This is a genomic window from Peristeroidobacter agariperforans (assembly GCF_004138335.1).
GTDB classification, from domain to species: domain Bacteria; phylum Pseudomonadota; class Gammaproteobacteria; order Steroidobacterales; family Steroidobacteraceae; genus Steroidobacter; species Steroidobacter agariperforans.
Genome location: NZ_RYFW01000002.1, coordinates 902,052 through 918,210 on the forward strand (window position 1 = coordinate 902,052; position 16,159 = coordinate 918,210).

The 16,159-nt window shown below is 62.2% G+C and carries 2 protein-coding genes; both read left to right on the top strand.

Going from position 1 to position 16,159, the window contains the following annotated elements:
* Window positions 1-123 precede the first annotated feature (123 nt).
* Window positions 124-900 (top strand): START domain-containing protein, encoded by a 777-nt coding sequence (locus EK373_RS17875; protein WP_157994403.1) that lies wholly within the window; start codon window positions 124-126, stop codon window positions 898-900.
* A 53-nt stretch (window positions 901-953) separates the two neighbouring features.
* A complete protein-coding gene (locus EK373_RS17880; protein WP_129645083.1) occupies window positions 954-16,154 on the top strand; it encodes a GNAT family N-acetyltransferase in 15,201 nt (5,066 codons plus the stop codon).
* Window positions 16,155-16,159 lie beyond the last annotated feature (5 nt).

Below are 16,159 nucleotides of genomic sequence, written 5' to 3' on the forward strand. Positions count from 1 at the left end.
GGCGGAGCCTGCCCGATTCCCCCACGGTAGATGCGTCAACGACCGGCCGCGATTGTTCGCGCCGCGACCGAACCAGATCGTTCCTTTGTCCTGCTGGTCTTCGATCTCTCAAGGAGAGCCCCCATGTCGAAGTTCTTGAAAGTCGCCTTGTACGGCGGCTGCTTTGCCGCTGCGCTGCTGGTCGGCGCGCACTACACCTGGAAGATGTCCGGCTCGGATCAGTGGCGCATGGTCTCCGACAAGGAAGGCGTGCGGGTGTACGAGATGAAAGAGCCCGGCTCGACCTTCATGAAGTACAAGGCGACCATGCGGATGAAGTCCACGATGAATCGCATCGTGGCCGGCATGATGGATCGGGATCTGAAGTCCTGTGCGCAATGGAATCCGGGCTGCGTCAGCGAGCAGACGGTGCAGCCGTGGGATCAGCAGGATCGCAGCTTCGTGCACTTCTATCGAGTGAACCTGCCGAATCCGATGGCGCCGCGGGAATTCCTGCTCAAGGCGCAGTTCACGCCGGACTCGCAAGATCAATCCGTTTTCATCCAGTACACGGCCATGCCGGACGAGCTGCCGCGCAACGACTGCTGCTATCGGGTCACTCACATGAACAACAACTGGCGCTTCACGCCGGCGGGCAAGGGCGAGATCGAAGTGGACTTCATGCAGGACATGGACGTGGGGATGCCGTACTTCGTTTACAACCTGCTCGCACCGGGCTTCGTGCACGACGGGTTGATGTCGTTGCCGAGAATCGTCAACCAGTCGAAGTACGACCAGGAAAACGTTCTGTTCGCCACGACGGCCGAGACGCGGACGCTGACGCCGCCGACCACCCTGGCATCACCGATCGTGACGACCAAGACTCCGGCCAGTGCCTTTGCCACGGCCGCATTCAAGTAGTGCAGCGACTCTGGCACACCCCTCCGGCGAACATCTCAGGGTAAGCAAACTCGATGAGCAGCCAAATCCTAGATATCCGCTCTTTCGCCGATCAGGACCTGGTCGAGGCGCCGCATTCCGCCGACTGCACCATTGCCGTGCTCGCGAAAGACCCGGCTGAACACTGTCTGGACGGCGCAGGACCGCGGCGCGACGCGTTGTATGTTCTTAGCCAGTGGCAGCAGCAGCTGCGCGCTCATGCCGAACGCCGACAGACCGATCTGCTGGGCGAGGAGTACTTCGATACGCTGAATCATCTGGCGCATCGTTATCCGATCAGCTCGGAGGCGTTCATCGTCGTGGCGGGCAGCGTAGGATTGTTCAGCGACGAGCCGATCAAGCACTATCCGAATATCGACAGTCTTTGCCGCAGCAATTTGCGGCGCTTCTGCAAGCGCGACTACATCGTGCGCTACGCGGCAGAAGGGGACATCGATCGCTTGTGCGAGCTCGAAAAGCTTTGCTGGCAGCACACACGGACGCCCAAGCAACGAATCCGCGCGCGGCTGCAGAAATATCCCCAAGGTCAGTTCGTCCTGGAGCGTGCGGGCCGCGTGCTGGGCGTGATCTATAGCCAGCGCATCGCGGACGTGGATGCACTCGACGAGGCGAACGCGACGAACGTGCATCGCCTGCACGATGACGCCGGCGCGAACATCCAGTTGCTGGCAATCAACGTCGATCCGGACGCGCAGAACTTCGGCTACGGCGATCAGTTGCTGGAGTTCATGTTGCAGCGGTGCGGCCTCGTGGCAGGCGTCGATCGCGTCGTTGCGGTCACGCTGTGCAAAGACTTTGACGCCAGCGGCGCGCACTCGATGGATCGTTATATCGAGCTGCAGGGGAACGAGCAGGACGCCGTGCTGGCTTTCCACCAGACGCACGGCGCGACGATACTCAAATCGGTTCCGGGGTATCGGCCGCAAGACCGCGCTAACGGCGGACAAGGCGTGTTGGTGACCTATGACATTCGCCACCGCGAGCCCCGATCCAAGCAAGGCGATGTTGTTGTTGCGAATCGCGTCGGCACGATGCGGCCTCAGCAGCTCGAACAGTTCGTCCACGACAGCGTCACCGACCTGTTGGGGGTCGACAGTCGTGAGTTCCATGTCGATCGCCCGTTGATGGAGATGGGCCTGGACTCGGCCGATCTGCTGAAGCTGCAGCTGAAGGTGGAAGAGCGGCTCGGCTGCCGCTTGCAGGCCGGATTCTTCTTCGAGTTCAACAGCACGCGCAAGGTGACGGATCGCTTGTTGACGCTCGTGAAATTCGATGCCAACGGCGAGCGGAGAATGCCGGAGAACGATGACGACTCCGACGGACGTGGCTCGAGCTCGAGAAAGGCCAGGAGCCTGGACACGGACATTGCCATCATCGGCATGTCCTGCAAACTCCCGGGCGGCATAGAAACGCCGGACCAGTTGTGGCAAACGCTCGTCGGCGCAACCTCGGTCGTGGGTTCGTTCCCTGAAAGCCGTGGGCGATGGCCGGACAGCAGTGACATGCCCGGCATCGACAAGGGCGGATTTGTCAGCGATGCAGATGCCTTCGACGCCGCTTTCTTCCGGATGTCGCCGGCGGAAGCCGTCGTCACAGATCCACAGCAACGGATGTTGCTCCAGCTGGCATGGGCCTGTCTGGAGGACGCGGGCACTGTGCCTGCCGCGCTCCAAGGCACGAAGACCGGTGTGTTCGTCGGCGCCAGCAATTGCGACTACAGCCGCTTGACGCAAGCGGCGGGCCTGGAAGTCCAGGCTCATCACGGCGTCGGCAGTTCGCTCGCCATTCTGGCCAACCGTCTTTCGTATTTCTTCGATTGCTCGGGTCCGAGTCTGCTGATCGACACCGCTTGTTCGTCGTCGCTGGTGGCCTTGCACTCAGCCGTTCAATCGTTGCGCTCTGGCGAGTGCACGACGGCGCTCGTCGGTGGTGTGAATCTCATCTGTCATCCCGACCTGTCGATTGCCTATCACAAGGCGGGGATGTTGGCGGCCGACGGTCGCTGCAAGACGTTCGACGCCACCGCGAATGGCTACGTGCGCTCCGAAGGCGCGGTGATGATGTTGCTCAAGCCGCTGAAGCAGGCGGTAGAGGATCACGATCGCATTCATGCGGTAATCAAGGGTAGCGCGACCAATCACGGCGGCCTGGCCGGCGGCCTGACCGTTCCCAACCCGCAGAAGCAGAGCGAGTTGTTGCGAGCAGCATGGAAGGATGCGGGCGTCGCTGCGCGCGATCTCACATATATCGAGGCGCACGGCACGGGCACCTCGTTGGGCGACCCGATTGAGATTCAGGGCATTCAGACTGCTTACGGCGATGAGGCGGCGGGCAGAACGTGCGCCATCGGCTCGGTCAAGAGCAACCTCGGTCATCTGGAGCCGGCCGCCGGTATCGCGGGCCTGCTCAAGATCGTGCTGTGCATGCGGAACGGTCAGCTGCCGCCGTCGCTGAATTTTTCCCGGCTCAATCCCAAGATTCGTCTGGAGGGCACGCCCTTCCAGGTTCAGGAGCGTCTTGGTCCGTGGGCTGCTGAGCGACGCGTTGCGGGCGTCAGCAGCTTCGGCTCGGGCGGCGCCAATGCGCACGTCGTCGTTGCGGAATATTCGAGTGGCACGAGCGCCGACACGGCGGGGCAGGAGCATTTGTTTGTTTTGTCCGCCGCCAACGACGAGCGCCTGCGCACGTATGCAGCCGAAGTCATGCAATGGCTGAACAGCGCCGCGGCCGATGTCAGTTTCGCGGACGCCATCCATACCTGGCAGGTCGGCCGCACGTCGATGAAGGCGCGCCTCGCGATCAGAGTGGCTGACGCCGCGGACCTGCGTGCCAGGCTGAGCAGCTGGCTCGCGGGCGCCGAGAACCCAGTGAATGTTTGGTCGGGCACGGCTGATTCGGGCGCCACCGGACTCGGCCGCGTGTGGCAAGGCAAGGCCGGGCAGCGGCTCATTGAAGAGGCTCTGCGCGAGTGGGATATCGAGCAGCTTGCTGAGTTGTGGACCTCGGGCATCGAAATCGATTGGCGCCGAGGGCACAAGTCGGCCCGCGCGAAGGTGAGTTTGCCGACATACCCGTTCGCGAAAGATCGCTATTGGGTGACGAATGACGTGACTCACAGCCCGACAGCTCGAGTCGGCTCTGGATCCGCGATTCTGCATCCTTTGTTGCATGCGAATACGTCGGAGCTGTTCCAGCACGGGTATAGCTCTACGTTCAGTGGCGATGAGTTCTTCCTTGCCGATCATCGCGTGAATCTGGGTGAGCGCGGCAGTGAACGAGTGATGCCCGCAGTGGCCTACCTGGAGATGGCGCGCGCGGCTGTTGAGAGAGCGCAGCCTACGCGGCCGGAAGCATCTCTGCTCGAGCTACGCGATGTCGAATGGACACAGCCGCTGATCGTTGACGGCCAGAAGCAGGTCAGCATCAAGCTCGCGCCGCAGGGCGATGATGAGATCGAATGCAAGGTCACGAGTCAGGACGACGGGCACGAGACAGCTCACTGCATCGGGCGCGCATCGTTCTGCACCGACCCGATGCCGGCCAAGCTCGATTTGCAGCAGCTGAAAGCCGAAATGGCTGGCGCGCGCGTCGACGCTACCCGCATCTACGATGCCCTGGCGACCATGGGACTGCTGTACGGTCCCTCGCATCGCTCGATCACCGCGCTCTATCGCAGCGAGCGTCAACAGGTCGTGGAGCTCGCTCTGCCGCCCGCCGCAGGTCGTGATTTTCAGCTGCACCCGAGCTTGATGGACGGCGCCCTGCAGGCAGCGATCTGCCTCAGTATCGATCTGGATCGCGTTCCCAGCCGCGCAGCCATGCCGTTCGCGCTGGAGTCGTTGCGCATCATAGGACCTTGCACCGAAAAGATGTGTGCCCTGGTGCGATATGCATCGGGTAGCAATGCCGGCGATATCGTGAAGAAGTTCGATATCGATCTCTGCGATGAGCAGGGGAACGTCAAGGTGCAGTTCCGTGGATTCTCGGCGCGCGATGTGAAGGGCGACGGCCCGCGGCCAAGGAAGCTGACATCGGATCTGCAATGTTTCGTGCCGATCTGGAGTCAGCTGCCGACCGGGAAGCGCGAGCCGAACGCTTTCCCGGATCTGGCCAAGGTGTTGCTGCTGGGAACGGACGCAACTCATCTCGACTGGTTGCAGCGGACGCACACGAATGTGGAGTCGCTGGAGCTGGCGTCGTCGGCCTCTATCGAGGCTGCGCACGAGGCGCTGAAGGCTCGTTCCTTCGATCGCCTGATGTGGATCGCGCCCGATGTGGCGTGCGAAACCGCGGATTCGATGGTCGAAGCACAGGAAGTCGGTGTACTGGCGGTGTTCAGGATCGCGAAGGCATTGCTACAGCTAGGCTACGCAGACAAGGAGCTCGCCTGGACGCTCGTCACGCGCCGCACGCAGCAAGCGAGAAAATCCGATCCAGTCCATCCTGCTCATGCAGCCATCGCAGGTTTCGTCGGCAGCCTGGCGAAGGAATATCCGCACTGGAAGGTGACGTTGCTGGATGTCGATTCGCTGGAATCCGTGACCGCCGGCGAATGCCTGTCACGGGCCACCGACAGCCAACCTAGCCGGCTCGCGCATCGCGATGGTGAGTGGTTGCAACAGACGTTCGCACAGGTGCCGTCGGTGCCGCCGTCGCGGCCTGTGTACTACAAGCAGAAGGGCGTGTACGTCGCTATCGGCGGTGCGGGCGGGCTCGGAGAAGTGTGGAGCCGCTTCATGATCGAGCACTTCCAGGCCCGGATGGTCTGGATCGGTCGTGACGAGTTGAATGCCACGATTCAAGGCAAGATCGACGCGCTGGCCCGGCTTGCGGGTCCCGCTGGCCGCGCACCTCTATATATAAGAGCGGATGCGACCGATCCGAACGCGTTGCAGCGGGCCTTGGACACCCTCTTGGAGACCTATCCCTCCGTGGACGGGGTCGTGCATTCGGCCATCGTCCTGCAGGACCAGAGCGTGCAGCACATGGAGGAGAGCCGGTTTCGCGCCGGACTGTCCGCCAAGGTCGATATCAGCGTGAACCTGGACCGCGTGTTCGGGCAGCAGCCGCTCGACTTCATGCTGTTCTTTTCATCGATTCTGTCGTTCATCACTTCGCCCGGCCAATCCAACTACGCCGCGGGCTGCACGTTCAAAGACAGCTTCGCGCAGCACCTGGAGCAGCAGCGCCCTTATCCGGTGAAGATCGTGAACTGGGGCTACTGGGGCAATGTTGGGATCGTCGCCGACGACGCGCACAGCAAGAGCATGGAGCGGATCGGCATCGGCTCCATCGAGCCGCGCGAGGGCATGCCGTTCCTGCAATCGCTGATCAGCTCGGACCTGAGCCAGGCGGCGTTGATCAAGACGGTCGCGGGCCGCAGCCCGGACGACATCGAGTATTCGGAGCAGTGGGTTCATTTCGGAAAAGCCCGCGCCGAGAAGGATCTGGGCAGCGAAGAGTTGCCTACGCTAGTGACTTGCCAGGAGCCGACCGCGCGCGAAGGCGGCTTGCAGACGCCGATGATGGACGAGCTGCTCGCAGAATTGCTGCTGTCGAGCCTGGTCTCCGTCGGCCTGTTCCAGAATGGCATATGTCAGCTGGCCGATTTACCGGCGCAGCGACGCGTTACGACGTTCCGCGAGCGTTGGCTCGAAAGCAGCATCCGCTACTTGCGTCAGCACGCGTGGCTCACTGCGGACCTCACGCCGACCAGCAAAGTGCGGTCGTTGAGCGGCGTCTGGGCCGAGTGGCAGCAGAAGCAGTCGCAATGGAAGAGCAACGCAGATCTGCGCGCACAGGTGGTCCTGTTGGACGAGTGCTTGAGCGCACTGCCCGATATTCTGCTCGGCAAACAGTCGTCGACCGATGTGATGTTTCCGAACTCCTCCATGCACCTCGTGGAAGGAATTTACGGCGGCAACGCCGTGGCGGATTACTTCAATGCCGCGCTGGGCGAGACTCTGCTGACGCATATCCTGCGACGGACCAGGAACGTCAAAGATCGCGAGATTCGCATTCTCGAAATCGGCGCCGGCACGGGCGGCACCACCGCGAGCATCCTGCCCGAGCTACGCAACCTGCCGATCGCGGAGTACTGCTATACCGACGTGTCCAGGGCTTTCCTGATGCACGCGGAGAAGCACTATCAGCCCGGCTTCCCGGCGTTGACCACCGCGCTGTTCGATGTTTCCAAACCCGTCGGCTCGCAGCAGATCGAGCTGGGTTGTTACGACTACGTCATCGCAACCAACGTGTTGCACGCGACGCCGAATATCCGGCAGACCGTGCGTCACGCCAAAGCGGTTCTCGCGCAGGACGGAGTCCTGCTGCTGAATGAAATCAGCACCTGGTCGCTGTTCAGTCACCTGACCTTCGGCTTGCTGGAGGGCTGGTGGTTGCACGAGGACTCGTCGCTGCGCTTGCCCGGCAGCCCAGGGTTGTCGCCCGAGAAATGGCGCGCTGTACTGCTGGAGGAGGGCTTCGGCACGGTCACTTTCCCGGCCCAGAACGCGCACCGCTTCGGACAGCAGATCGTCGCGGCACGCAGCGACGGATGGGTACGGCAGCATCTCGAGCAACGCTCGCCAATCGTTCTGGATGACAGCGAGGCGGTTGAGGTTCCGGCCAAGCCGGCGCCAGTGCAAGTCGCGCCCGCCAGCTCCGAAACTTCCATGCGCACTGCAGGCATTGCTCACTTTCAACAGGTGATCGCATCGGTGCTGCGGATGCAGCCGCACGAGATCGAGGCGCGTCGGCCGTTCGCTGAGTATGGCCTGGACTCCATCTTGATCGGCCAGCTCAACTATCAGCTGCGCAAGGTCTTCCCGGGCATCTCGAGCACTTTGTTCTTCGAAGTGCAGACGGTCGCGGGTCTGGTCGATTATCTGCTGGAGAACAGGAAAGAGGAGTTGCGCAAGGTTCTGCCGACTTCCGCGTCGGCTGTGCCGGCTCCACAAACGCCTCCATCGGTGAATGCGTCCGCTGCGCAGGAGCGTCCTCGTCCCGTACCGATCTCACCTTCCAAAGCTTCCAAGAAGGGACCCGAGCAGCCCGAGAAGTCGACGTCGGCACCCGGCGCAACGTCAGCGGTGTTCGACGTTGCCATCGTTGGATTGAGCGGACGTTATCCGCGCTCCAACGACCTGACGGAGTTCTGGTCGCATCTGGCAAACGGTCGGAGCTGTGTTACCGAAATCCCGCGGGAGCGCTGGCGCTGGGAAGATTATTACGACGCCGACAAGGGCAAGTCCGGCAAGATCTATAGCAAGTGGGGCGGCTTCCTGGACGGCATCGACCAGTTCGACCCGCTGTTCTTCAAGATCGCGCCCAAGGAAGCCAAGCGCATGGATCCGCAGGAGCGTTTGTTCCTGCAGTCCTGCTATGAGGCCATCGAGGATGCCGGATACACGCCGGAGTCCTTGGGGCCGGCCGAAAAGATCGGTGTGTTCGCGGGTGCGATGAATGCGCGTTACATCCCGCAGCCCGCGCACTATTCGATTGCGAACCGGGTTTCCTACGTCTTCAACTTCCAGGGCCCGTCGATGGCCGTCGATACGGCGTGCTCGTCGTCGCTGACCGCCGTTCACCTGGCGCTGGAGAGTCTGTATAGCGGTTCGAGCGATTGCGCCATCGCCGGCGGCGTGAACCTCATCATCGACCCGGTCCATTACATGGAACTGTCGCAGATGACGATGCTGTCGAGCGGCAGCGAGTGCAAGTCGTTCGGCGAGAACGCGGACGGGTTCGTGGATGCGGAGGGCGTGGGCGTCGTCGTGCTGAAGCCGCTGCACCTGGCGGAGCGCGACGGCGATCATATCTACGCGGTCATCAAGGGCAGCGCCGTCAATGCGGGCGGCAAGACCAACGGCTATACCGTTCCCAATCCAATTGCTCAAGCTTCGCTGGTTTCTCTGGCGCTGGAGCGCGCCAAGGTGGCGCCCGAGCACGTCAGTTACATCGAGGCCCACGGGACGGGGACAGCGCTCGGCGATCCCATCGAGATCTCCGGCTTGACGCGTGCGTTCAACGGCAACGCATCCAATGGCGGTGGCGGCGGCAAGCAGTACTGCGCCATCGGCTCGTTGAAATCGAACATCGGCCACTGCGAATCGGCCGCCGGCATCGCCGGCCTGACCAAGGTGCTGCTGCAGCTGAAACATCGGCAACTGGTGCCTTCACTGCACTCTGAAGTCACGAACTCGCGTATCGACTTCGAGCAAACGCCGTTCCGGGTCCAGCACAGCCTGCAGCCCTGGGCTCGCCCGATGCGGGAAGTGGATGGCGTCGTGCGTGAGATTCCACGCATCGCCGGTGTTTCTTCTTTCGGCGCGGGCGGGTCGAACGCCCATGTGATCGTCCAGGAATACATTCCGACGAACGAATTTCGACGCTCCGGCGCGGTAGCGCCGACGATCGTGCCGCTGTCCGCGAGGACGGCGGAGCAGCTCGAACAGAAGGTGCGAGATCTGCTGACTTACGTTCGCTCGGCCGAGGCGATCGATCTCCCCGCGCTGGCTTATACGTTGCAAACCGGTCGCGAGGCGATGGACGAGCGCCTCGGCATGATCGTGGGCTCGGTCGAGCAACTCGCGTCGAAGTTGCAAGCACAGCTGGATGGCAAGCCGCACAGCGACGATGGGCGAGGCCAGGTCAAACGCAAGGAAGCGGCGGCGCTGTTCGGCAGCGAAGCTGACGTGCAACGAATCCTCGACGGTGCAATTGCCAGCAAAGATCTGATCAGGCTGCTGGATCTCTGGGTCAAGGGGCTGGCGCTGGATTGGCGAAAGCTCTACGGAGAGAGCGCGCCGGCGCGCCTGAGTCTGCCCACGTATCCATTCGCGAAAGAGCGGTACTGGATGGATAGAACGGCAGAGGTCCGTGCGGTCGCCGCACCGGCAACAGCGATTCTGCATCCCTTGCTTCACACCAACACGTCGGAACTCGGGCAGCAACGCTACAGCTCGACGTTTACTGGTCGCGAAACATTCCTCGTCGAGCGGACCTTGCCAGCGGGCGCTTATCTGGAGATGGCACGAGCTGCGATCGAACACGCGTCCTCGGAGCGTCCGAAGTCGGCGGTGCTCGAGCTGCGAGAGGTGGTCTGGGCGGAGTCGATCGAAGTCGACGAAACGCGGCCCATCAGCGTGGCCTTGCGGACCAGTGCGACGGAGGGAGTCGATTTCGAGATCTACAGCGAAGCTGGCGAGGAGATCATCCATTGCCAGGGGCGCGCTGTGTTCGATCAGGACCCCGGGCCGATCGAGCTCGATCTCGATCGTCTCGGGAGCCAGGCGGGCGATCGGCAACGTCTCATGCAACTCCGCGCGCTATCGGAGGTAGGGGAGTTGGGCCTGCATCCCAGCTTGATTGAAGATGCCCTGCAGGCCGTGCGTGCCCTGATCGCTGGCACGAAGTCACTCGCGACCTCACCGCGCTTGCCGCTCGAGCTGCATTGCCTGCGCATGCTTCGCAAGTGCGAAGCGCAAATGATGGCCTGGATCCGCTTCTCGGACAGTGCTCGCGTCGATGTCGATCTCTGCGACGTGCAGGGGCGTGTCTGCGTTCAGATGCGCGGGATCAGCTATCCAACCGAGCCGCCACTGACTTCTCTACCAGTCCCTACTGCTGTGACGGCCATTGCGCCGAAGCCGAAGGAAATCGCAATGCTCCCGACTGTTACCCCCTCTGTGGTGCTGGGCGAGTTGCACTCGCCGCAAGCCGCTCCGGTCGAGCGCAAGAAGGCCACCGGCATTTCGTTGGCTGCGCCGGCTGAAGTTGCCGGATCGAGCGCTGTCAGTTTGTACCAGCACGGCAGCGGCGTTTATTCCATTCGCATTGCCACGCCGGACGGCAACATGCTCTCCGCCGAGGTGATCGAGAAACTGGTTCAGGCGCTGGCCACGGCGAAACAAGCGGCCGACCTGAAAGCCCTGATCATCAATGGGGCAGAGCGGTGTTTCCTGCGTGGCGGCTGCCAGCAGTACGACCGCGCTGTCGAGCAAGGGCTGTTCCATGCGATTGTTTCCTTTCCATGCCCGGTCATCGCAGCCATGCGTGGCGACGCGACCGGAGCGGGATTCCTGGTGGGAACGCTTGCTGACTTCATGATCTGCGGCGAGCAAGCCACCTACAGTTACACCCGGCTGAGCGACGACTTCTATCCCACGGCCGAGCAGGTGGCGCTCTTCAACGACCGTTTTGGCGAGGCGCGCGCGCACGACCTTTTGTATGTGTCGCTTACTGCAACCGGAACGGAGCTGCGTGACAAGTGCTGGACCTGCCCGATCGTCCCGCAGGCGGAAGTCGAAAGCTATGCGCTGGAATTGGCGCAGTCGTTGTCCGCGAAGTCCCAACAGGCGCTGCATCTGCTGAAGCAGCACTTGTCACGTCGCTTGCTCGAGCAGGTGAAGAGCCTCACCGTCGGTCAAGGGGAACGGACAACCGCCGAGCGGCCGTTGAATGAAGCGGGTTTCGCGGCACGAATCACTTCGCCCTCCGGCGATCTGCAGCTGGAGAGTCGTGCGGGCAACGTGCTCCTCATCCGGATCCGAGACACCCAGCAGTCGTGGGACGACTTGTCTCGCGACTTGCAGGATGTGTTTGCGAAGGTCAGCGCCGCGTCTTGCCACAAGGTCATCGTCCTGGCGAGCGACTGCCCGGAATTCCTGCCGGCCGTCGCTGCGTCAGCGCAGGCAGCGCGAAAGCTGTGGCAGCTGATCGTCGAAGCCAAGGTGCCGGTCATCGGTGCTTTGAGCCGGAATGCTCGCGGCTTCGCGTGGCTGACCAGTCAGTTCTTCGATGCATGTATCTACAACAAGGACGGTCGCTATTCGTTGACCGACGCGAGCGGTGAGTTCGCAATGGCCGATGAAGCCGCGGCAGTCTTTCCGCTGCGCTTCGGTGACTATTTCGGCAAGGAGTTGTTGCTTACGGGCGGGGAATACACGGGCGCCGAACTGCAGCGACGTGTCGGTGCGCTGACTGTTGGTGAGCACGATCAAGTGCTGTCGGTGGCGCTGCGCCTGGCAGGCGAGTGGTCCTCGCTCCGGGTCGATGCCATCGGTTCGTGGAAGCGGCACATGTCTGCGCTGCTTCGGGATCGATTGTCGAGCGTGGCGGCCGGTCGTGCCGAGATCGATCTCGGGGACGAAACCCCGGCTTCATTGCCGGTCGCGCCGACTTCGGTCCGGCTCGACTCGGAGGTCATATCCGCGGTCGCGCACCCCGAAGGCATCCTGGTCATCAAGATGGAGGATCGCCAGGCGAAGAACATGTTTTCCAAGGCCTTCGTCGCAGGCGTCGAGGAAGCATTCGCGCACATCAAGACGAGCTCGGCCTACAAGGCCGTGATTCTCACTGGCTACGACAGCTACTTTGCCTGCGGCGGTACGCAGGAAAGTCTGCTGGCCATCCAGGAAGGCAAAGAGAAGTTCACCGACGCCAGGATCTACCAGCTCGCCATGGAGTGCGAAGTGCCGGTGATCGCGGCCATGCAGGGACACGGCCTCGGCGGCGGCTGGACGCTCGGCATGTTCGCTGACTTCGTCGTGATGAGCGAACAAAGCCGTTACGTAAGCCCGTACATGGACTATGGATTCACGCCGGGCGCCGGCGCGACGCTGATTCTGCCTCGGCAACTCGGTGCAGACCTGGCAAAAGAAAGCCTGCTGACCGCTCGGCCCTATACCGGCACACAGTTGCGAGACCGCGGTTTGTTGCTTCCCGTGGCGTCTCGGAGCGAGGTCCTGACGACTGCAATGGCGTTGGCGAAGAAGATCGCGCAGATGCCGCGCGGCCGGCTGGTGCGGTTCAAACAGAAACTCACTCGATCCGTGCTGGCCGTCGTCGACGAGACCTATCGGCGGGAACTGGCGATGCATGAGCAGACGTTTGTGGGCCAGTCGGTGGCGATGGAACAGATCCAACGCAACTTCCTGCAGATCGGCGCCGCCGAAGGCGAATCAAATGCGATCGTTGCGCCGCCGAGCGTCACGGTTGCGCGTGCCGAAGCCAACCCGTTGCCTGCGATTACGGCCAAGCTCAAGCAGCTGCTGGCGCAAGAGCTGCACATGCAGGAAAGCGACGTGGATGAGGACGTGCAGTTCATCGACCTGGGCATGGATTCGATTGCCGCCGTGACCTGGGTGCGCAAGATCAATGAGGCTTACAAGATGTCGATGCTGGCCACCAAGGTGTACAGCTATCCGACCCTGACCCAGCTCGCCAGGCACATCAAAGAAGAGACGGACAAACTCTTGCCGCCGCCCGTGGTGAGCAGTGCTGTCGTTGCCGATGTTCCGGTCGCGCCACCGCAGAAATTGAAGGCTCCCTATACCAGCGCTGCACGGCTCACCACTCGAAAGCTCGTTTCCTGGCGCAACCGAGCGCCTGTAAAACAAGCTCCGCGTGCGGTCGAGGCTGCATTGTCGCAACCTATCGCGGTGGTCGGGATGGCGGGCCAGTTCCCGCAAGCCCGGAATCTGCAAGAGTTCTGGCGCAACATCGCTGCAGGCAAGAACTGCATTTCACGCGTTCCGGCGCAGCGCTGGGACATGGACGCGTACTACAGCGAGAGCGTCGTCGCGGGCAAGACCAATTGCCAATGGATGGGAGCGCTCGACGAGTACGATCTGTTCGATCCATTGTTCTTCAACATTTCGCCCATCGAAGCGGAGTGCATGGATCCGGAACAGCGCCTGTTCCTGCAGGCGTGCTGGCACAGTATCGAAGACGCCGGCTATGACGCGAAATCGTTGTCCGGCAGCAAATGCGGCGTTTTCGTCGGGTGCACGGGCAGTGACTATCGCCAGTTGTCGCCGGAGCTGCGCTTCTCCGCGCAGGGCTTCACCGGCGGGGCCAATTCCATTCTCGCTGCGCGCATTTCTTACCTTCTGAATCTGCGGGGACCCTGTGTGTCCGTCGACACCGCGTGCTCTTCATCGCTGGTGGCGTTGGCACAGGCCTGCGATAGCCTGGCGATGGGCAACAGCGACGTGGCCTTGGCCGGCGGCGTCGCGCTGATGTCGACTCCCGAGATGCACATCAAGACCGCGCAGGCGGGAATGCTGTCGCCCGACGGACGCTGCTTCACTTTCGATCAGCGCGCCAACGGCTTCGTCCCGGGAGAAGCGGTCGGGGTCGTGATGTTGAAGCGGCTCGCCGATGCGGAGCGGGATGGGGACACGATTTATGGCGTGATCCAGGGCTGGGGCGTCAATCAGGATGGTAAGACCAACGGCATCACCGCGCCCAATCCCGAATCGCAGACCCGGCTGCAACAGGATGTCTACGACAAGTATCAGATCGATCCGGCGGGCATTCAGCTGATCGAAGCTCACGGCACCGGCACGAAGCTGGGCGATCCCATCGAAGTCGAGGGACTCAAAGGCTCCTTCGGCAAGTACACCCAGAAGAAGGGCTACTGCGCGCTGGGCTCGGTCAAGAGCAACGTCGGGCACTGTCTCGCAGCCGCCGGCATCGCCGGCTTCATCAAGCTGGTGCTCGCCTTACAGCATCGGCAGCTGCCGCCGACTGTGAATTTCGACCGGTTGAACGAGCACATCGGTCTCGCCGACAGCCCGTTCTACGTCAACGATCGCTTGCAATCCTGGGACGTGGCCGAGACCGAGCGACGGCGTGCCGCCATCAGCGCATTCGGGTTCAGCGGCACGAATGCTCATGTGGTCGTGGCGGAACCCGTGATTCGAGAGGAGGCACGACGAGTGCGCCCCGACAGCAATGGCGTGATCGTCCCGCTGTCGGCACGCATGCCGGAGCAGCTCGAGCAGAAGGCTCGCGAACTGTTGGACTTCATTAGTAACGCTGAGGAGTCGATCGATCTGGTGGCGCTGGCCTATACCCTGCAAGTAGGCAGGGAAGCGATGGAGGAGCGGCTGGGCTTGCTCGTGAGCTCGATCGCGCAACTGGCCGAAAAGCTCGAGGCGTTCCTGAGCGGCGCGCGTGACAGCGACGGTGTGTATCGAGGCCAGATGCAGAACGCCAAGGAAACCCTGAGCCTCTTTGCCCAGGATGCCGACATGAAAGAGGCGATCGTCGATCGGTGCATCGCCCAGCGGCAGTTCGGCAAACTGTTGGGTCTGTGGAGCAAGGGTCTCGACCTCGACTGGCGCAGGCTCTATAGCGACTCGAAGCCCAAGCGCATGCGGCTGCCGCTGTATCCATTTGCGAAGCAGCGCTACTGGATCGAGTCGTCGCAGGCAATGCAAGCCGCTGCAAGCACCGATGCGCCGGCGCTCCTGCACCCCTTGCTGCACACGAACGCGTCGGACTTCACCGGGCAGAAATATCGATCCAAGTTCAGCGGTACGGAATTCTTCCTGCGAGATCACCGCGTCAAGCTCGGCGGCCTCGGTGTGCAGAAGGTGCTGCCCGGTGTCGCCTATCTGGAAATGGTTCGTGCGGCCCTACAGCACGCGGCGCCGGCGCAACCCAAATCGCCCTTGGTGGAGATCAGCGAGTTCGTCTGGTTGAAGCCGGTGGTCGTGACCGAGCCCAGAGAAGTGACCATCACTCTGTCGCGCAACGACGCCGACGACAACGTCAACTACGAGATCTCCAGCGAGGACGCGGCAGGTAAGACCGTTCACTGCCAGGGCTTCGCGGCTTACCGGCATGCATCGTCGACGCCGCGCTTGGATGTCGCGCAGCTCAAGACGCAGATGAACCGGAGCACGGCGGAATCGGCTGCGCTTTATGAAATGTTCGATGAGATGGGCCTGCAATACGGTCCGGCTCATCGCGGCATCACTTCGCTCCATCTCGGCCAAGACCAACTCCTGGCGCAGCTGCGCTTGCCGGATTGTGTCCGCTCGGGCAGCGCAGCCTTTCAGTTGCATCCGTCGTTGCTGGATTCGGCCTTGCAGGCATCGGCGGGATTGATCGTCGACTTCGATCGGCCTCCGGGCGAGCCGCTGGTGCCCTTTGCACTCGCGTCGTTGCGAGTCTTCGCCGCCTGCACCGAAGAGATGTTCGCCTGGCTGCGCTATTCGCCGGGCAGTCGTCGTGACGACAAGGTGATTCGGCTCGACATCGATGTGTGCGATCGCCACGGCAATGTCTGCCTGCAAATGGAAGGCTTCTCTGCTCGAGTCGCGGAGAACGCGGCAAGTTTCGACAGCGCGTTCTATGGCCGGCTGCTGGAACGAATCATGAGCGGTGAAGTGTCCGCGGACGACGCGGCAGAGCTGGGCTGAGCGAG